The organism is Mycolicibacterium lutetiense, from assembly GCF_017876775.1.
Classification (GTDB): Bacteria; Actinomycetota; Actinomycetes; order Mycobacteriales; family Mycobacteriaceae; genus Mycobacterium; species Mycobacterium lutetiense.
Map to the genome: position 1 here is coordinate 171,834 of NZ_JAGIOP010000002.1, position 18,783 is coordinate 190,616.

The 18,783-nt window shown below is 68.0% G+C and carries 21 protein-coding genes; 13 read left to right on the forward strand and 8 right to left on the reverse strand.

Annotated elements, in window-relative coordinates; genetic code table 11:
- Window positions 1–64: 64 nt before the first annotated feature.
- The 4 genes from JOF57_RS09980 to JOF57_RS09995 are packed head-to-tail and all read right to left on the reverse strand — an operon-like array spanning window position 65 to window position 4,444.
- A complete protein-coding gene (locus JOF57_RS09980; RefSeq protein WP_209916102.1) occupies window positions 65–1,501 on the reverse strand; it encodes a GuaB1 family IMP dehydrogenase-related protein in 1,437 nt (478 codons plus the stop codon).
- A gap of 22 nt (window positions 1,502–1,523) precedes the next feature.
- A complete protein-coding gene (gene gndA / locus JOF57_RS09985; protein ID WP_209916104.1) occupies window positions 1,524–2,990 on the reverse strand; it encodes an NADP-dependent phosphogluconate dehydrogenase in 1,467 nt (488 codons plus the stop codon).
- A 51-nt stretch (window positions 2,991–3,041) separates the two neighbouring features.
- Window positions 3,042–4,013 carry a M56 family metallopeptidase gene (locus JOF57_RS09990; RefSeq protein ID WP_209916106.1) on the reverse strand — a complete coding sequence of 324 codons (972 nt, stop codon included), beginning with the start codon at window positions 4,011–4,013 and terminating at the stop codon, window positions 3,042–3,044.
- A gap of 14 nt (window positions 4,014–4,027) precedes the next feature.
- Complete coding sequence (locus JOF57_RS09995) at window positions 4,028–4,444, reverse strand: BlaI/MecI/CopY family transcriptional regulator (RefSeq protein ID WP_209916108.1); 417 nt, start codon at window positions 4,442–4,444, stop codon at window positions 4,028–4,030.
- A gap of 224 nt (window positions 4,445–4,668) precedes the next feature.
- On the opposite strand from JOF57_RS09995, the gene JOF57_RS10000 reads away from it, so the two are divergent.
- The 8 genes from JOF57_RS10000 (at window position 4,669) to JOF57_RS10035 (ending at window position 10,376) form a co-directional block, all read left to right on the forward strand.
- Window positions 4,669–5,439 carry an iron reductase gene (locus tag JOF57_RS10000; RefSeq protein ID WP_209916109.1) on the forward strand — a complete coding sequence of 257 codons (771 nt, stop codon included), beginning with the start codon at window positions 4,669–4,671 and terminating at the stop codon, window positions 5,437–5,439.
- A gap of 154 nt (window positions 5,440–5,593) precedes the next feature.
- Complete coding sequence (locus JOF57_RS10005) at window positions 5,594–5,995, forward strand: PaaI family thioesterase (RefSeq protein WP_209916111.1); 402 nt, start codon at window positions 5,594–5,596, stop codon at window positions 5,993–5,995.
- A gap of 59 nt (window positions 5,996–6,054) precedes the next feature.
- Complete coding sequence (locus JOF57_RS10010) at window positions 6,055–6,357, forward strand: urease subunit gamma (protein ID WP_209916113.1); 303 nt, start codon at window positions 6,055–6,057, stop codon at window positions 6,355–6,357.
- Window positions 6,354–6,668: an urease subunit beta gene (locus JOF57_RS10015; protein ID WP_209916115.1), complete on the forward strand. Its 315-nt coding sequence runs from the start codon at window positions 6,354–6,356 to the stop codon at window positions 6,666–6,668. Before JOF57_RS10010 ends, JOF57_RS10015 begins: the two co-directional genes overlap by 4 nt.
- Window positions 6,665–8,386, forward strand: coding sequence for an urease subunit alpha (locus JOF57_RS10020; RefSeq protein ID WP_209916118.1), 1,722 nt, complete (start codon window positions 6,665–6,667; stop codon window positions 8,384–8,386). Before JOF57_RS10015 ends, JOF57_RS10020 begins: the two co-directional genes overlap by 4 nt.
- On the forward strand, window positions 8,387–9,022 hold the full coding sequence (locus JOF57_RS10025) for an urease accessory protein UreF (RefSeq protein ID WP_209916120.1): 636 nt from the start codon (window positions 8,387–8,389) through the stop codon (window positions 9,020–9,022).
- 29 nt (window positions 9,023–9,051) lie between these two features.
- Window positions 9,052–9,738: an urease accessory protein UreG gene (gene ureG, locus JOF57_RS10030; protein ID WP_209916123.1), complete on the forward strand. Its 687-nt coding sequence runs from the start codon at window positions 9,052–9,054 to the stop codon at window positions 9,736–9,738.
- Window positions 9,738–10,376 (forward strand): urease accessory protein UreD, encoded by a 639-nt coding sequence (locus tag JOF57_RS10035; protein WP_209916125.1) that lies wholly within the window; start codon window positions 9,738–9,740, stop codon window positions 10,374–10,376. Before ureG ends, JOF57_RS10035 begins: the two co-directional genes overlap by 1 nt.
- Here JOF57_RS10035 and JOF57_RS10040 read toward each other — a convergent pair.
- The 3 genes from JOF57_RS10040 to JOF57_RS10050 all read right to left on the reverse strand — a co-directional run bounded on the left by JOF57_RS10040 (window position 10,373) and on the right by JOF57_RS10050 (window position 13,463).
- Window positions 10,373–11,746 carry a type II NADH:quinone oxidoreductase Ndh gene (locus tag JOF57_RS10040; RefSeq protein ID WP_209916127.1) on the reverse strand — a complete coding sequence of 458 codons (1,374 nt, stop codon included), beginning with the start codon at window positions 11,744–11,746 and terminating at the stop codon, window positions 10,373–10,375. The genes JOF57_RS10035 and JOF57_RS10040 overlap by 4 nt on opposite strands.
- A gap of 97 nt (window positions 11,747–11,843) precedes the next feature.
- Window positions 11,844–12,770, reverse strand: coding sequence for an LLM class F420-dependent oxidoreductase (locus JOF57_RS10045; protein ID WP_209916129.1), 927 nt, complete (start codon window positions 12,768–12,770; stop codon window positions 11,844–11,846).
- 18 nt (window positions 12,771–12,788) lie between these two features.
- Complete coding sequence (locus tag JOF57_RS10050) at window positions 12,789–13,463, reverse strand: SDR family oxidoreductase (RefSeq protein ID WP_209916131.1); 675 nt, start codon at window positions 13,461–13,463, stop codon at window positions 12,789–12,791.
- A gap of 178 nt (window positions 13,464–13,641) precedes the next feature.
- On the opposite strand from JOF57_RS10050, the gene JOF57_RS10055 reads away from it, so the two are divergent.
- From JOF57_RS10055 to JOF57_RS10075, 5 genes are all read left to right on the forward strand, one after another.
- Window positions 13,642–14,436 carry an ABC transporter permease gene (locus tag JOF57_RS10055; RefSeq protein ID WP_209916133.1) on the forward strand — a complete coding sequence of 265 codons (795 nt, stop codon included), beginning with the start codon at window positions 13,642–13,644 and terminating at the stop codon, window positions 14,434–14,436.
- Window positions 14,427–15,521 (forward strand): sulfate/molybdate ABC transporter ATP-binding protein, encoded by a 1,095-nt coding sequence (locus tag JOF57_RS10060; RefSeq protein ID WP_407666559.1) that lies wholly within the window; start codon window positions 14,427–14,429, stop codon window positions 15,519–15,521. Before JOF57_RS10055 ends, JOF57_RS10060 begins: the two co-directional genes overlap by 10 nt.
- Window positions 15,522–15,760: 239 nt before the next feature.
- Entirely contained in the window at window positions 15,761–16,801 is a 1,041-nt protein-coding gene (locus JOF57_RS10065; protein WP_209916137.1) for an APA family fibronectin-binding glycoprotein, read from the forward strand.
- Window positions 16,802–16,948: 147 nt separating this feature from the next.
- Window positions 16,949–17,251 (forward strand): GlsB/YeaQ/YmgE family stress response membrane protein, encoded by a 303-nt coding sequence (locus JOF57_RS10070; protein ID WP_209916139.1) that lies wholly within the window; start codon window positions 16,949–16,951, stop codon window positions 17,249–17,251.
- A 13-nt stretch (window positions 17,252–17,264) separates the two neighbouring features.
- A complete protein-coding gene (locus tag JOF57_RS10075) occupies window positions 17,265–18,281 on the forward strand; it encodes a zinc-binding alcohol dehydrogenase family protein (protein WP_209916140.1) in 1,017 nt (338 codons plus the stop codon).
- Between the two features lie 11 nt (window positions 18,282–18,292).
- On the opposite strand, the gene JOF57_RS10080 is transcribed toward JOF57_RS10075, so the two are convergent.
- Complete coding sequence (locus JOF57_RS10080; RefSeq protein ID WP_209916142.1) at window positions 18,293–18,766, reverse strand: hypothetical protein; 474 nt, start codon at window positions 18,764–18,766, stop codon at window positions 18,293–18,295.
- Between the last annotated feature and the right edge of the window lie 17 nt (window positions 18,767–18,783).

Consider the following 18,783-nt stretch of genomic DNA (forward strand, 5'->3'; position numbering starts at 1 on the left):
GCAGCGGACGACCGGGCAATGTCCGACCGTCCGCGCGATACTCCGAACCTCAATAGTATCGCGGTCACCATCCGGTCGGCAGCGGATGACCCTCGGCGAAGCCGGCGGCCGATTGCACGCCCAGCACCACCTTCTCGTGCAGTTCGGTGATATTGGTGGCCCCGACATAGGTGCAGGTGCTGCGGACTCCCGAGGTGATGTGGTCGAGCAGGTCCTCGACGCCGCCGCGCCCCGGGTCGAGGCTCATCCGCGAGGACGAGATGCCCTCTTCGAACAGGGCCTTGCGGGCGCGGTCGAACGAGCTGTCCCCGGCCGTACGGGCGGCCACCGCACGTTTGGAGGCCATGCCGTAGCTCTCCTTGTACGGCCGTTCCTCCCGGTCGTGCAGCAGGTCGCCGGGGGATTCGTAGGTTCCGGCGAACCAGGAGCCGATCATCACGTTGGCGGCGCCGGCGGCCAGCGCCAGTGCCACGTCCCGCGGGTGCCGGACACCGCCGTCCGCCCACACCTTGGCGCCGAATTCCTTTGCTGCAGCGGAACATTCGACGACAGCGGAGAACTGTGGGCGTCCCACGCCGGTCATCATCCGGGTGGTGCACATCGCGCCGGGGCCCACCCCGACCTTGACGATGGAGGCGCCGGCCTCGATGAGGTCGCGGGTGCCCTCGGCGGAGACCACGTTGCCCGCCGCCAGCGGCAGGCCGAGGTCCAGCGATGCCACCGTCTTGACGGCGTCGAGCATCTTGAGTTGATGCCCGTGTGCAGTATCGATTACCAGCAGGTCCACCCCGGCCTCCGCCAGTGCGCGAGCCTTGGCGCCGACATCGCCGTTGATTCCGACGGCCGCGGCGATGCGCAGTCGTCCGGCGGCGTCGACGGCCGGCCGGTAGATGCCCGCCCGTACCGCTGCGGTGCGGGTCAGCACCCCGGCCAGGGAGCCGTCCGCCGCGGTGAGCACCGCGAGATCGATCGGCGCGTGCTCGAGCAGGTCGAACACCTGCCGCGGGTCGGTGCCCACGGGCGCGGTGACGAAGTCCGACACCGCGACGTCGCGGATCCGGGCGAACCGGTCCACGCCGGCACAGCCGGCCTCGGTGACCAGACCGATCGGGCGTCCCTCGAACACCACGACCGCCGCGCCGTGGGCACGCTTGTGCAGCAGCGCCACGGCGTCGGCCACCGCGTCGTCGGGGCCCAGCGTCACCGGTGTGTCGACCACCAGGTCGCGGCTCTTGACGAACTCCACGGTTTCGGCGACCACGGTGCTCGGCAGATCCTGTGGCAGCACCACGATGCCGCCGCGCCGGGCAATGGTCTCGGCCATGCGTCGACCCGCCACCGCCGTCATGTTCGCCACCACCACCGGGATGGTGGTGCCGGATCCGTCGTCGGTGGACAGATCGACGTCGAACCGCGATGCCACATCCGAGCGGCCGGGGACGACGAAGACGTCGTTGTAGGTCAGGTCGTACGGCGGCGTGTGTCCTGGAAGAAACCTCACGCCACGAATCTACTCAGTCTGCTCAGGCAGGGACTTCGCTGCGGTCGCCGCTCCAGAGGGTGTGGAACTTCTGACCGGGCGCGGCATCGGTGCGTCCGTAGGTGTGCGCGCCGAAGAAATCGCGCAGGCCCTGAGTCAACGCCGCGGGCAGCCGCTCGGTGCGCAGCGCGTCGTAGTACGACAGCGACGAGGCGAAGCCCGGGACCGGAATCCCCAACTCGGTGGCCTTGATCACGACCCGGCGCCAACTGTCGATGCCGGCCTCGACTGCGTCGCGGAAGTACGGCGCGGCGATCAGGGTGGCCAGGTCGGCATCGTCGTCGTACGCCTCCTTGATCCGGTTGAGGAACTTCGCCCGGATGATGCAGCCACCGCGCCAGATGGTGGCCATATCGCCCAGGGTGATGCCCCACCCGTACTCGGCCGAGCCGGCCTGGATCTGATTGAAGCCCTGGGCGTAGGCGATGATCTTCGAGGCGTACAGCGCCTTGCTGACATCGTCGATGAACTGTGCTGATTCAGAAGGCTTGTCGCCGAGCTCGCCGGACGCCAGGCCGGTCGTCGCCTTGCGCTGGGGCACCGAGCCCGACAGCGCCCGGGCGAACACCGCCTCGGCGATACCGGTCACCGGGACGCCGAGGTCGAGGGCTGCTTTCACCGTCCACCGCCCGGTGCCCTTCTGCTCGGCCTCGTCGACGATGACGTCCACCAGCGGCTTGCCGGTCTTGGCATCCACCTGCTTGAGCACCTCGGCGGTGATCTCCACCAGGTAGCTGTCCAGATCGCCCTTGTTCCACTCGGTGAACACGTCGGCGATCTGCCCGGCCGCCAGGCCCAGGCCGTCGCGCAGCAACTGGTAGGCCTCGCCGATCAGCTGCATGTCGGAGTACTCGATGCCGTTGTGCACCATCTTCACGAAGTGACCGGCGCCGTCGGGGCCGATGTGGGTGCAACACGGAACACCGTCGACGTGGGCGGAGATCTCCTCCAGTAGCGGGCCGAGTGACTTGTAGGACTCGGCCGGGCCGCCGGGCATGATCGACGGCCCGTTGAGTGCGCCTTCCTCGCCGCCGGAGATCCCGGCGCCGACGAAGTGCAGGCCGCGCTCGCGGATCGCCTTCTCGCGGCGGATGGTGTCGGTGTACAGGGCGTTGCCGCCGTCGATGATGATGTCGCCGGGCTCCATGGCGTCGGCCAGTTCGTTGATCACGGCGTCGGTCGGGTCACCGGCCTTGACCATGATGATCACCCGGCGCGGTTTCTCCAGGGCGTCAAGGAATTCGGCGATGGTCTCGCTGCGCACGAACTTGCCTTCGGACCCGTGTTCGGCGAGCAGCGCGTCGGTCTTGGCGATCGACCGGTTGTGCAGCGCGACGGTATAGCCGTGGTTGGCGAAGTTGCGAGCGAGATTGGAGCCCATCACCGCCAGGCCGGTAACGCCGATCTGCGCAGTGGCGGTGGTGCTCGACGGAGTGCTCGACGAAGTCATGCAGCAGCCTTTCGTTGTTTTGTTGTAGCAGAACGCCTGTCGTGCAGGGCGTTATCCGAGTCCGGAGAACAGGCGGTGAAGCTCGGTGAGCCAGGGAACTGCGACGGCGACGGTGGGGATCACCAGAACTGCGGCCGCGGTCAGATAGGCGGTGGCGGCCATGGCGACGCTGTTGGGCTTGCCGCCCAGGCGTCGTACCCGGATCACGGTGGTCGGCCCGCCGGCGGCCAGCGCGCCCGAGGGGGTGCGGCCGCTCGCGCAGGCAACCAGCGCCCGGGCCAGGGGAGTGGGACCTGCGGTCCGGACCGCGGCGTCGTCGGCCAGCAGCTCGATCAGTAGCCGGACGGCATCCAGGGCGTTGGCGCTGCGGACGAACCGCGGGAAGGCGGCGTGGACGGCGGTGAACATCTCCAGGACCAGATCGTGGCGGGCGCGCAGATGGGCCCGTTCATGGGTGAGGATTGCGGCGATCTCGTTGTCGGACAACGTGGTCAGCGTTCCCTCGCTGACCACGACGCGACTGCGGACGCCGGGCAGGCAGTAGGCGAGGGGCTGGGCGACGTCGAGAATGCGCAGCCCGTCACCGGCGAGCGGACGGTGGGTCGTACAGAGATGGGCCGGAACCGCGTCACGGGACTTGCCGAGCAGGTCGACCATCATGCGGTGATGGGCGCGCCTGCGCCGGGTGGCCACCGCCACCTGGATCACGGCCACCCAGAGCCGCCCCCCGATGAACAGGGTGAGCGTGAACACCACGACCAGCAGCAGCCACAGCGGCCAGCCGAGGGCCTCGATCTCGCTGGTGATGGTCGCTGTCGGCCGGCCGTCGGGCCCCGGAACGAACAGCCGGCTCGCGATGGCGATCCCGGCCGAGAAAGCGGAGAGCACAGCGGCCAATGCGATGGACTGCCACAGCACAATCGCCGCGCGCGGGGCGCGCAGGGGCCAGGTTGCGCGCGCCAGCACCGCCGGTACCGGCCCGACCAGGGCCAGTGCTACGAGGGTGAAGGCCAGCGCGGACACGCCGTAAGTCTCTCTCAGGCGGTACCGGAATTGCCAGTCGGTGGGGGCAGCTGGTGCTTGCTCTCCAGTTCGGCGAGCGCCCGGCGCAAGGCCCGGGCCTCGTCGACGCCGACTCGCTCGACGAAATGGACCAGCGCGGCCTGGCGGCCGCCGGAGTCCGAGGCCTGGTCGAGGGCGTCGACCATCAGGCCGGCGACCAGTTCGTCGCGGCCGTGTGTGGGCGCATAGCGGTGCGCCCGGTCATCGCGGTGCTGTACGACGAGGTTCTTCTTCGCCAGTCGTTGCAGCACGGTCATGATCGTGGTGTAGGCCAAGTCGCGGTGGGCGGCCAGCGCCTCATGCACTTGGCGCACTGTTTGGGGTTCGGGCGCAGACCACAACCGGTCCATCACCTCGCGCTCAAGCTCCCCGAGACGCGTCAATTTGGCCATGTTCCGTTCACTCTCCTGAGCAGTAAAGCCAGCGTACTACGGGATTACTACCGCGCGTCGTATGCGGATGCGACCGGCCTCTGGACAGCTGTCTGCATCGGTTTAGGGCAAGGTCAACGCCCGTTGTCGGGCGCCTTGTGAATCCAGTCACAGGGGATGGCTCTCGTGCTTCACGTGACTATAGTAAGGCTAACCTAAGTGAACTTGGAGCCTTCGGAGGTGGCATGACGGTTTTGATCGAGGACCCGCTGATCGTGGGCATGGACATCGGGCGGACACTGCCGCTGCATGAGTCGAGTCGGCGCCTGCGCGAGCTGTACCCGGAATGTCCGCGGGTCTACGGCGTCGCTGTGGTCGGCGATCTCTCGCGCCGGCGGTGGTGGCCGCTCGCGGAGGCGTTGTCCGCGGATCGGCTGCAGGGAATGTTCGATGCCGCGATGGCCGAGACCGGGAACCGGGCCGCCGTCGCGCAGCAGTTGGCCGCCACGTTCACCCATGTGGTGATCGGTCGGGTCGTGCCGCTGTTGGTGCTGGAAGGACGGGCCTGGGACACCGGCCTGGAAAACCTCTGGGTCCATGTCGACTCCGAGGGGGCGATCGACTGGGTCGGTGTCGTCGACCCGACCCTGCGTGGCCTGCCCGGGGATCCCTGTCTTTCCGGCCGGACGGCCCGGCTCGCCCGTGCGTCCCATGACAGGATCGTCGCGTTGCCGAGCGAGGCGGCGCTGACGACCTGGGTGGCCCATCGCAGCCATCGGGCGCTCGCGCCGTTGTTCGCCCGGCTGGTGGAGATCAGCGACGGTGCTATCACGGCCGCTGCCATGTGGCACATGGTGGGCGCGGCTGTGGTCGGCGCGGCTACTCAGATCCCGCTGCTGGCCGGGTCGAGCGAGGTCGTGAGTATGCGGCGCGGTCAGGCCGTGCTCGATGCCCTGGTCGGCTTCGGCCTGCCGGTCCGCGGCTCGGGCCGGGTGGGGAAGGTCTTGCTAAATTAGGATAGCCTTGCCTAGTATGTAGGTACGAGACTAACGGACCGAGCCGGAGTCCTGAGGGCTGCAGAGACCCCCGGTCCGCTCGAGGGCGGGTTCCGCGTATTACGCGGGACCCGCCCGCATCTTTGCGGCGCCACAGCGTGTAGACACGAGGACTGTGACCACTGATTCCCCCGAGGGCCTGGGTAAAGGGTTCGACACCGAGCTCGGCCTGACCTATCTGGACCTCACGCCCGACGGCGGCCGCGCGCAGCTGACGATCCACGACAAGCTGTTGCAGCCGTGGGGCATCGTGCACGGCGGCGTGTACTGCTCGATCGTCGAAAGCCTGGCCAGCGTGTCCGGCCATGTCTGGTTGTCGGAGAACGGCGGCGGCACGGTGGTCGGGGTCAACAACAACACCGACTTCCTGCGCGCCATCGGTTCAGGCACGGTGACCGCCGTGTCGACGCCGATCCATCGCGGCCGACGTCAGCAGCTGTGGTTGATCACCATCACCGATGACAACGACCGCCCGGTGGCCCGCGGACAGGTGCGGTTGCAGAACATCGCCGAGTAGTCACCGGCCCGCCATGCGTGCGCTGCCGAACTCCGCTCGCCGTGGCAATATCGCGCACTATGCGTTTGACCCCGCATGAGCAGGACCGCCTGCTCATCTCGTATGCAGCCGAGCTCGCCCGCCGCAGACAGGCTCGCGGCCTGCGGCTCAATCACCCCGAGGCTGTCGCGCTGATCACCGATCACCTGTTGGAGGGTGCTCGTGACGGTCGTACCGTCGCCGAGTTGATGGTGAGCGGACGAGATGTGCTGACGCGCGAACAGGTGATGGTGGGCGTGCCCGAGATGCTCGACGACGTGCAGGTCGAGGCGACGTTCCCCGACGGCACCAAACTGGTCACCGTCCACCACCCGATCCCGTGATCCCCGGCGAAGTCGTGTTCGGCGACGGTGCGATCGTGCTCAATGCCGGTGCGCCACGGTCGATTCTGGACGTCGTCAACAATGGTGACCGGCCGGTGCAGGTCGGCAGCCACGTACATTTGCCGCAGGCCAACGCCGCCCTGGACTTCGACCGGGCCGCAGCCCGCGGCCATCGGCTCGACATCCCGGCCGGCACCGCGGTTCGTTTCGAACCCGGTGTGGCCCAGCGCGTCTCGGTGGTCCCACTCGGCGGTTTGCGCGAGGTGCACGGAATCAGTCTCGATCCGCCCGGTCGATTGGAACCCTCATGACCGAATTGACCAGGGCCCGCTACGCGGCTCTGTTCGGCCCGACCGCCGGTGACCGGATCCGACTGGCCGACACGGACCTGTTCATCGAGATCACCGAGGACCGCAGCGGCGGCCCTGGACTGGCCGGCGACGAGGCGGTGTTCGGCGGCGGCAAGGTGCTGCGCGAGTCGATGGGGCAGTCGAGAGCCACCCGGGCCGACGGCGCGCCCGACACCGTCATCACCGGCGTGGTGATCATCGACCACTGGGGAATCATCAAGGCCGACATCGGGATCCGCGACGGCCGCATCGTGGGGATCGGGAAGGCCGGCAACCCCGAAATCATGACCGGCGTGCACCCCGCCCTGGTCGTTGGTCCATCGACCGAGATCATCGGCGGCAACGGCCGGATCCTGACCGCAGGCGCGATCGACTGCCACGTGCACCTGATCTGTCCGCAGATCATGGCGGAGGCGCTCGGTTCCGGCATCACCACGATCGTCGCCGGGGGCACCGGACCCGCCGAGGGCAGCAAGGCGACCACCGTCACCCCTGGTGCCTGGCACCTGGCCCGGATGCTGGAATCGCTGGACTCCTGGCCGCTCAACGTCGCGCTACTGGGCAAGGGCAACACCGTCAGCTCCGAGGCGATGTGGGAGCAGTTACGAGGCGGCGCGGCCGGTTTCAAGCTGCACGAGGACTGGGGCACGACGCCGGCAGCCATCGACGCCTGCCTCACCGTCGCCGACGCCGCGGGAATCCAGGTCAACATCCACACCGACACCCTCAATGAGGCCGGTTTCGTCGAGGACACCCTGGCCGCGATCAAGGGCCGCGGCATCCACGCCTATCACACCGAGGGTGCCGGCGGCGGGCATGCACCCGACATCATCACCGTGGCCGCGCACCCGAATGTGCTGCCCAGTTCCACCAATCCGACCCGGCCGCACACGATCAACACCCTCGATGAACACCTCGACATGCTCATGGTGTGCCATCACCTCAACCCGAGCGTGCCCGAGGATCTGGCCTTCGCCGAGAGCCGGATCCGGCCCTCGACGATTGCCGCCGAGGACCTGTTGCACGACATCGGGGCGATCTCGATGATCGGCAGTGACGCGCAGGCGATGGGCCGCATCGGTGAGGTGGTCCTGCGGACCTGGCAGACCGCGCACGTGATGAAGCGCAGGCGTGGCGCGCTGGAAGGTGACGGTGCGGCGGACAACAACCGAGTCCGCCGGTACGTCGCGAAATACACCATCTGCCCGGCAGTTGCGCACGGTCTGGACGACGAGGTCGGTTCGGTCGAGGTCGGCAAGCTGGCGGATCTGGTGCTGTGGGAACCGGCGTTCTTCGGGGTGCGCCCGCACGCGGTACTCAAGGGCGGAATGATCACCTGGGCGGCCATGGGCGATGCCAACGCCTCCATCCCCACCCCGCAGCCGGTGTTACCCCGCCCGATGTTCGGTGCGGCTCCCGCCGCGGCGGCGGCCACATCCGTGCATTTCGTTGCGCCGCAGGCGATCGAGGACGGCTTGGCCGAACGCCTCGATATTCGTCGAAAGCTGGCTGCGGTCAAGAATGTTCGGCAGGTGGGTAAGGCTCAGATGCCGCTCAACGATGCCATGCCGAGTATCGAGGTCGATCCGGACACCTTCACCGTGCGGATCGACGGGCAGGTGTGGCAGGAACAGCCCGCGGTCGAGCTGCCGATGGCACAGCGATATTTCCTGTTCTAGATGACCAGCCTGACAACCCTTCTGAACCTGGCCGATTCGCGGTTGCCGACCGGCGGCCACGTGCATTCCGGCGGCGTCGAGGAGGCGGTGACCAGCGGCCTGCTCACCGACCTCCCCACCCTGCGTGCCTTCCTGGTTCGTCGGATCCGCACCACTGGCATGGTGGCCGCCTCGCTCGCGGTTGCGGTACACACCGGGGCCCTGGATCCCGAGGCTGCCGATGCCGAAACCGATGCCCGCACACCGGCTCCGGCGGCGCGTGACGCCTCCCGCGCTCAGGGCCGCGGACTGGTCCGGTTGGCCAGGCGGGTCTGGCCGCTGCAGTCGTGGGACGTGCTGGGTCCCCGGCCGCATCTGCCGGTCGCAGCGGGCGCGGTCGGGGCAGCCGCCGGACTCGATCCGGATCAGACGGCACTGTCGGTGGTCTATCCCACCATGACCGGTTCGGCCACCGCCGCGCAGCGGTTGCTCGCGCTGGACCCCGCTGATGTCGCGGCCCTGACCTTCGAGCTGTCCGGGTTGTGTGACGACGTGGCGGCCGAGGCGGTCACCGGGTTGGCCGATCTGTCCGACCCGTTGCTGGACGTCCTCGCCCAGCGGCACACCGAACGGGACCGTCCCCTGTTTGTCTCGTAAATTTCTGTCAAGTTCTCGAAAGGCCCACCATGCCACCACATTTCCTCGACGGCGAACCGCACACCCACACCGACCGGCCCAAGCGGGTACGTCATCCCGGTGAGCCGCTGCGCATCGGAGTCGGGGGTCCGGTCGGCTCAGGAAAGACCGCACTGGTCGCGGCGCTGTGCCGGCAGCTGCGCGATGAATTGTCGCTGGCGGTGTTGACCAACGACATCTACACCACCGAGGACGCCGACTTCCTGCGCCGGCATGCGGTACTGCCCGACGAGCGGATCGCCGCCGTGCAGACCGGGGGATGCCCGCACACCGCGATCCGCGACGACATCACGGCGAACCTGGATGCCATCGACGACCTGATCGAGGCCAACCCGGCGCTGGATCTGATCCTCGTCGAATCCGGCGGTGACAACCTCACGGCGACATTCTCGTCGGGGCTGGTGGATGTGCAGATCTTCGTCGTCGACGTGGCCGGGGGAGACAAGGTGCCGCGCAAGGGGGGCCCCGGCGTCACGTACTCGGATCTGCTGGTGGTCAACAAGACCGATCTGGCCCCGCTGGTGGGCGCCGATCTCGGCGTGATGCGCCGGGACGCGGCCAAGGTACGCACAAACCGGCCGACGGCCCTGATCTCGCTGACCGAGGATCCGTCCTCGGGTCCGGTGCTGGCCTGGGTGCGCGAACAGCTCAAGGCCGCGCAGGCAACGACGGTCTGATGCACGCGCATGTCGTGATCGTGGCCGCGCCGGGCCGGTTGCCGCGCATCGAGGCCGCCGGCGGTGTGGCCGGGCGGTGCACCGAACCCGATACGGTGCACCTGATCTCAACGGCGGCCACGCCGCTGGGTGGCGACACCCTCACGGTGCGGCTGGTCGTGGAAGCCGGTGCCCGGCTGCGGGTTCGCACCGCCGCGGCGACGCTGGTGCTGCCCGGCGCCCACACACTCGGGTCGACGGCGCATTGGGACATCCAGGTGGCCGGGCAGCTGGATCTCGATCCGCAGCCGACCGTGGTGGCAGGCGGTTCGACGCATTGCACCACCACGCGACTGCAACTGGCCGATGCCGCCCACCTCCGGATCCGGGAGCGAACCCAGATCGGCCGATCCGGTGAACGAGAAGGCTTCTGGTCGTCGGCGATGCATGCCGACGTGAAGTCGGCGCCCTTGTTACGTCATCGGATAGAACTCGGCCGCGGAGCAGTATCCGATGACGTATTGGCCACACCTCGGGCCTGCATCAGCGAACTGCGTTACCCCGCATCCTCATTCGATGCGCGCGGAACGGTGCTGGCATTGGCCCGCGGCGGCAGCCTGGCCACCTGGCAAGGTGACCGGCTCCCACCGGACGCCTAGGACGCCGCCTTCTCGGTTTCCTGCACCGAGGCGGCGATCTCTTCGAGTTCCTCGATCCGGGTGCGGGCGTAGGCCTGCTGCTCGGTGATGGTGAGCTGACCGCGCTTGGTGCTCAGGAACGTCACACCCCACGACAACACCGTCACCAGACGGCTCTTGAACCCGACGATGTACACCAGGTGCAGCACCAGCCAGCACACCCAGGCGAAGAACCCGGAGAACTCGATCGGGCCGACCTTGGCCACCGCCGAGAACCGCGACACCGTCGCCATCGAGCCCTTGTCGAAGTACTCGAACGGCGCCCGGATCTTCGGGCTGGTTCCGGCCACCTCGCGCTTGATCAGCTTGGCGGCGTAACGGCCGCCCTGGATCGCCCCCTGGGCGACACCTGGCACACCTTCCATCGCGGCCATATCGCCGACCACGAAGACATTGGGATGGCCCGGAAGCGTCAAGTCCGGCCCCACCTTGACCCGGCCGGCCCGGTCGAGTTCCACCCCGGACTGTTCGGCCAGATCCTTGCCGAGCGGGCTGGCCGAGACGCCGGCCGACCACACCTTGCAGGCCGATTCGATACGCCGCAGGGTGCCGTCGGAGTCCTTGACCGTCAGACCGTTGCGGTCGACGTCGGTCACCATGGCGCCGAGCTGAACCTCGACCCCCATCTTCTCCAGCCGTTCCTGGGCCCGTTTGCCCAGCTTCGGGCCCATCGGTGGCAGGACGGCCGGTGCGGCGTCGAGCAGGATCACCCGGGCCTCGGTGGGGTCGATGTGGCGGAAGCTGCCGTGCAGTGTCTGATCCGACAATTCGGCGATCTGTCCGGCCATCTCCACGCCCGTCGGACCGGCACCCACCACGGTGAAGGTGAGTAGCTTGGCCCGACGCACCGGGTCGCTGGAACGCTCGGCCTGCTCGAACGCGCCGAGGATGCGGCCGCGCAGCTCCAGCGCATCGTCGATCGACTTCATACCGGGGGCGAACTCGGCGAAATGGTCGTTGCCGAAGTAGGACTGCCCGGCGCCGGCCGCGATGATCAAACTGTCGTACGGAGTGGAGTACGTGTGCCCCAACAGGACTGAATCTACCGTCTGGTTCTCCAGATCGATGTGGGTCACGTCGCCCAACAACACCTGGGCGTTCTTCTGCTTGCGCAGGATGACGCGGGTGGCCGGGGCGATCTCGCCTTCGGAGATGATGCCGGTCGCCACCTGGTACAGCAACGGCTGGAACAGGTGGTGGGTGGTGCGGGCGATCAGCTTGACGTCGACGTCGGCACGTTTGAGGGTCTTGGCGGCGGTCAGACCGCCGAAACCCGATCCGATGATGACTACTTTATGCCGATCCGATGCCGTAGCTCCGGGATGGCTCATTGCTGCTCCTCGCGGACGTGTTTGCCACTCGTATAACGAATAGGTTAGACGGCGCCATTCCGGTCAGTGCGGTGAGATGGCTAACCGAACCGATTGTTTACCCGTATATAAGCGGTTTCAACTCCTCGGCCACCGCGGTGATGCCACCCGGCACGTAACCGCCCGTGGTCACCGGACTCAGGATGACCCCGTCGACCCCGGCATCGAGGACCTTCGTCTTGACCTGTTCGGCGACCTGCGCTGGGCTGCCGAAGACCACATTCTGCTTCACCTCGTCGGGAATCATGTCGGCCGTGATGTGGTCGCCGATCATCGAGAAGACCAGCATGCTGGTCTCCAGTGTTGCCGGGTCGCGGTCGATTTCCTCGCAGCGTTGTCTGACCACCTGAACTTTGCGGGGCAGCTCGTCGAACCCCGCGATGATGTTGAGGTGGTCGAAATGCCGCGCCGCCAAGGGGATGGTCTTCTTCTCGCCGCTGCCGCCGATCATCAGCGGAATGTGTTCGCGGAAGCGCGGTTCGGCAAAGGCGTCCTGGGTGCGGTAGTAGTTGCCGCTGAAGGTTGCGTGCTGGCCTTCCAACATCGGCAGGATGATCTGCAGTGCCTCGTCGAGCTTCTTGAATCGCTCGGTGAAGGTGCCGAATTCGAAGCCGAGGCTGTCGTGTTCGAGTTCGAACCAGCCGGTGCCGATGCCCAGAACGGCTCGGCCCGCGCTGACCACGTCGAGCGTGGTGATGGCCTTGGCCAGCAGGGTCGGGTTCCGGTAGGTGTTGCCTGTCACCAACGTGCCCAGCTGTACCTCTTGGGTTGCGTTCGCCAATGCACCGAGAGCGGTGTAGGCCTCCAGCATCGGCTGATCGGGAGTGCCGATCTGCGGCAGCTGATACAAGTGGTCCATCACGAACACCGAATCGAATCCGGCGGCCTCGGCCTCGCGGGCCTGGGCGATGACGGTGGGGAACAGCTCGGCGATGCCGGTGCCGTAGGTGAAATTGGGAATCTGGAGCGCGAGTCGGATCGTCACTCCGTCAACCGTAACCTTCTAGCCGAGAGTCGCCAATGCCCCACGGCTGACGTGCATCGTCTGCCCGGTGATGTGGCGGGCCGACGGCGTGCTCAAAAACACTGCGAGACGGGCGAACTCATCGGCGACCGACGGCGGCGTGGCGCCGAGGCCGTCATAGCTCGGCTCGGCGGAAAGGCCGGGGGCGATGGCGTTGACGGTGATTCCGCGGGTGCCGAAGTACGCGGCCTGGCCGGCCGTCCATTCGCCGAGAGCCGCCTTGACCGCGGCTTCGATGCTGCCTTCACGCGGGCTCGCCGGCACGACGTTGATGATCGAGCCGCCCGAACTCAGCTGGTCGCCGACGATCTGCACGGTCAGCACGGCCGAGACCACGGTGGCATCCAGTGCGTTGCGCCAGGCGGTGGACTGATCGGCCAGCGTGAAGGTGCGGGGGTCCTTGGCCTCGAACAGCGGGGCCGGGACGTTGACCAGGGTGTCCAGGTGGAGGGGGAACTGGGCGCGGGCGCTCTCGACGCTGGCCGGATCGGTGTTGTCGAACACGATCGACGAGATGTCGAGCTGCTTGGCCGCCAACTCCAGATCTTCGCGGCGGGCGCCGGCGATGACCACGTTGTGGCCGGCATCGAGGAAACCTGCCGCAATCGCGCGGCCGAGTTCGGTATCCCCGCCGGTGACCAGCACCTCCGCCATGATGTACCTCCGTGTACCTGGGGGTCGCCGCGCCGGACGGGGGCGACCACGGTCCAATGTTACTGGACGGTAGCTAGGTCGGGAAACTCGGCGCGCCCGTCCGCGGCTCGCATAAGGTAGCCGAGATGACCCGACCCAGTGCCGCGACCTGCGTCGACGTGGTCGGCAAGGTGGTGTCGTGACGAATTCGCCACGGCTTCCGCGCTGGATATATCTCCCTGCCGCGGTGGGCGCGATATTCGTCGTGCTGCCCCTGGTCGCGATGGTGGCAAAGGTGGACTGGCCGCAGTTCGGGTCACTGATCTCCAGCCCGTCGTCGACGGCGGCGTTGAAGCTCAGTCTGGAGACGTCACTGGCCAGCACGGTGTTGTGTGTGCTGTTCGGAGTCCCGTTGGCGTTGGTGCTGGCTCGCACAGAAGGTTCTGTCACCCGAATCGTGCGGCCGCTGATCCTGTTGCCGCTGGTGCTGCCGCCGGTGGTCGGCGGTATCGCATTGCTGTACGCATTCGGCCGGCTCGGGTTGGTCGGCCGGTACCTGGAGGCGGCCGGCGTGCACATCGCGTTCACCACGGTGGCGGTGGTGCTGGCGCAGACCTTCGTGTCCCTGCCGTTCCTGGTCATCTCGCTCGAAGGCGCGGCGCGCACCGCCGGCGCCGATTTCGAGGTCGTGGCGGCAACTCTGGGTGCGCCGCCGGGAACCGTGTGGTGGCGGGTGACGCTGCCCCTGTTGGCGCCGGGCCTGATTTCGGGAGCCGTCCTGGCCTTCGCACGTTCCCTGGGCGAGTTCGGTGCCACGTTGACGTTCGCGGGGTCACGCCAGGGAGTCACGCGCACCTTGCCGCTGGAGGTCTATCTCCAGCGGGAGAGCGACGCCGACGCCGCCGTCGCCTTGTCGGTGCTGTTGGTGGCGGTGGCGGCGGTCGTGGTCATCGGGCTCGGCAGTCGTCGGCTGCGGGCAGGCGGATGGACATGACGCTGCAGGTGCGAGTCGTCATCGAAAACCGGGGCCTGGACTTGGAATTCGCTGTAGCGGCCGGTGAGGTCCTGGCGGTGCTGGGCCCCAACGGTGCGGGCAAGTCGACCGCACTGCACTCCATCGCCGGACTGGTCGGTCTGGATGCCGGGCGTGTGCAGGTGGGGGACCGGGTGCTGACCGATACGGCCGCCGGGGTGCACGTGCCGACGCATGCCCGCCGGGTCGGCTTGTTGCTGCAGGACTCTCTGCTGTTTCCGCACCTGAGCGTGCTGGCCAACGTCGCATTCGGGGCACGCAGTGGGCATCGGGCAGGACGTCGCGCTGCCGACGAGAGTGCTCGCCGGTGGTTGGCCGAGGTCGACGCGACGGATCTGGCCGATCGGCGGCCCCGCAGGCTGTCGGGTGGCCAGGCGCAGCGGGTGGCCCTGGCCCGGGCGCTGGCCGCCGATCCCGAGGTCCTGCTGCTCGATGAACCGTTGGCGGGGTTGGACGTGGCGGTGGCGGCGTCGATGCGCAAGGTCTTGCGCCGCGTTCTCGCCACCGGCGGCAGGTGCGCGGTGCTGATCACCCACGACCTGCTCGACGTCCTGACGCTGGCCGACCGGGTGATCGTGGTAGAGGGTGGCCGTATCGTCGAAAGTGGTTCTGTGGCAGAAGTATTGGCTACGCCGAAGAGTCACTTCGCGGCGAGGTTCGCCGGTGTCAACCTGATCGGCGGCACGGCCGCGGCCGATGGCGTGCTGACCACCGCGTGGCAGGCGAATTGGCACGGCGCGCCGGCGATCGACGTGCAGCCCGGCGCCCCGGCCGTCGCATTGTTCTCCCCAGCGTCGGTCTCGGTGTACCGCGACGAACCGCACGGCAGTCCGCGTAACACCGTCGCGGTGACCGTCGCCGAGCTGGACAGCCGGGGGCCTGGCATCCGGGTTCGGGCTGATGAGCAGCCCGACGGCGCACCCGGCCTGGCCGCCGACATCACCGCGGAGGCGGCCGCCGAGCTGCGGCTGACCCCGGGCGACACCGTGTATCTCTCGGTGAAGGCGCAGGAGGTAGCCATCCATCCGGCGGGGCACCGGACGTGACTCGGGGCCCTTCGCGTAACACCGGCGGGCGCAGTCCCGAATCACCTGTTGAGGGCCCGGTCCGTCGAGTGCCGGGGAGCGGGTTGCCAGCTCCGGCGTGGCGCCCGACACGCTCGTGCGTCAGCAATCGATGTAATTGCACTTACCTGATGTTCTCCTGTAGGTAGCAAACTTACTTTTGAACACTCTAAGAGCAACTCACACTTGCGTCACGGCCGTAACACGGTAGTTTCATCCCCATGGACGAGTCGGATGCGATGCCACCTCGGCGCAGAGGTCTGTCGAAGAAGCTGGCACTGGTTGCGCTGACCGGCGCAACCGCCGTGGCCGTTGCGCTGCCTGCGGTGGCGTATGCGGATCCCGAGCCGGCGCCCCCGGCGCCCCCGGCGCCGGCCCCAGCTGTGCCCGGCGCACCCGCCCCGGCTGCTCCGGCTCCGGCGGCGGCGCCTGCTCCCGCCCCGGCCGTGCCCGCGCCGCCTGCCCCGGCTCCGGCCCCTGGAGCGCCTGCTCCCGCCCCGGCTGCTCCCGCGCCGCCTCCGCCTGCCGATCCCAATGCTCCGGCCGCACCCGCACCCGCACCCGCACCTGCTCCCGCGGATCCCAACGCCCCGGCCCCGGCCCCCGCGCCGGAGCCCGGTCGAGTGGACAACGCAGCGGGCGGCTTCAGCTACGTCGTACCCGGCGGGTGGAAGGTGTCCGACGCGACCCAGTTGTCATACGGCCAGGCGTTGTTGACCCCGATCCCGCCGGAGGGCGCGCCCGAGCCTCCGAACGACACCAGCGTGCTGCTCGGGCGCCTGGACCTGAAGCTGTTCGCGGGCGCCGAAGCAGACAACGCCAAGGCGGCCGTCCGGCTGGCCTCCGACATGGGTGAATTCTTCATGCCCTTCCCCGGAACCCGGGTGAATCAGGAGACCGTTCCGCTGGATGCCAACGGGCTCACCGGTGTCGCCTCGTACTACGAGGTGAAGTTCACCGATACCAACAAGCCCAACGGCCAGATCTGGGCCGGTGTGGTCGGTGCCCCGCCGGCCCCGGGAACCCCGCGCGGGCAGCGTGCTCCGGAACGCTGGTTCGTGGTGTGGCTGGGTACGGCGGCCCATCCGGTGGACAAGGCCGCCGCGGCGACATTGGCCAACTCGATCCGGCCGTGGACGCCTCCGCCGTCGGCCGCGCCTGACCCCAACGCGCCGCCACCGCCTGCCGACCCGGCCCATCCCGGTGTCGGGGTGCCGGTACCGGTTACCAACGCTCCGCCGGAGATGCTGCCCCCGGGCTGATACCGGGCACGCCGGGTCACGAGAATCCCGCAGGCGAGCGCTGATTGTTCCCGATTAGCCCACCGGATTGTTACGTTCGGCAGGTACATCTGGGATGTGGCTCAGCGAGCCCGCTGGGCCTAGCCAGTGACAGGCAGGAGACCTGCAATGGATGTAATGGCGGCTACCGAAATTCTGGCCCGTTCCTCCACGCTGACGAACGTCGGCTGGATCGGTTACATCATCATCGGCGCGTTGGCCGGATGGATCGCCGGAAAGATCGTCAAGGGCGGTGGCTCCGGCATTCTGATGAACATCGTCATCGGCGTGATCGGCGCGCTCATCGGCGGATTCCTGCTCAGCTTCTTCCTCAACACCGGAGGGGGCGGCTGGTGGTTCACCCTCTTCACCGCAATCCTCGGATCGGTGATCCTGCTCTGGATTGTCGGAATGGTGCGCAAGGGCAGCTGATTCGGCGCCGGTCATGACCACCGGGACGATGACAGCCTGGCAGGTCGTCCACCCTGGCCCGGTGAGTTCACGGCCGTTGCAACGAGTTACGGTGCGCACCCCGCAGCCCGGCCCTGACGAACTGCTCGTCAAGGTGCTGGCCTGCGGGGTGTGCCGTACCGATCTGCATGTCGCCGAAGGGGATTTGGCTGTACACCGGCCACAGGTGATCCCCGGGCACGAGGTCGTCGGTGAGGTCGTCGCGCTCGGTGCCGATACCGGCGGCGGTTTCGCCCCCGGTGATCGGGTGGGTGTGGCGTGGCTGCGGCACACCTGCGGGCAGTGTGTCTATTGCCTACGAGGGCGGGAGAATCTCTGTCCGTCCTCGCTGTACACCGGCTGGGACGCCGACGGCGGCTATGCCGAATTCACCACCGTCCCCGCGGCGTTCGCGTTGCGGTTGCCGACCGGATACTCCGATATCGAGCTGGCGCCGTTGTTGTGCGCGGGCATCATCGGCTATCGCGCCCTGTTGCGGACCGACCTACCTCCGGGCGGACGGCTGGGACTCTACGGTTTCGGCGGCAGCGCGCACCTGACGGCGCAGGTGGCGTTGGCGCAGGGGGCTCGGGTGCATGTGATGACCCGTGGCGAGCGCGCCCGGGAACTCGCACTGGCGCTGGGTGCGTCGTCGGTGCAGGGCAGCGCCGACATGCCACCCGAACCCTTGGATGCCGCAATCCTGTTCGCACCGGTCGGCGATCTGGTGTTACCTGCGTTGGCGGCCCTGGACCGCGGCGGCATCCTGGCGATCGCGGGAATCCACCTCAGCGACATCCCGACCTTGAACTATCAACAGCACCTGTTCTTCGAACGCGAAATTCGGTCGGTGACCGCCAACACCCGTACCGATGCCCGTGATTTCCTGGCGTTCGCGGGTGCGCACCGGATGGCGGTCAGCACTCCCGAGTACGCCCTGGACCACGCCGACCAGGCGCTGGCCGATCTGGCCGCCGGCCGTATTGCGGGTGCAGCGGTGCTGCAGGTGTAGCCGGCAACGCATCAGAGTGCGGCGAGCGCAGCGCCCAATCTGCCGTCCAGGTCGCCGTGTCCGAACGCGTACAGGGGTCCGAGTCCGTCGTTGAGCACCCGGTTCAGGCGGGCCATCCCGCGTGCTGCGACCGGTAGCGGTGAATGCAGTCGCAGGGCGATTGCGTCGATCGTCGCCTCGGCCGCGGCAATATTCTTCCGGTGCAACGGGATTCGTGACGACCACAAGATGGTGTCGTTGGCGGCCTCGCGCGCGCAGCGGCGCAGTACGCGGGCCACGGCTTCCCGCTCGGAGATCGATGTCAACCGGGTCGCCCTGGCCGCGATGGCGCTGCCCGGGGGAGTCGGCGCGCCGACGGCCAGCATGGCGTCGAGTCGGCCCGACCGGATCCGTGCGGTCAGGCGGGCCCGGATCGACGGGCGGCAGGGGATGGGTGCACGGCGGACTGAGGTCGCTGGTGTCGCGGAAATTCGGTTGTCGTTCATGGCGATACCTCGTAGTT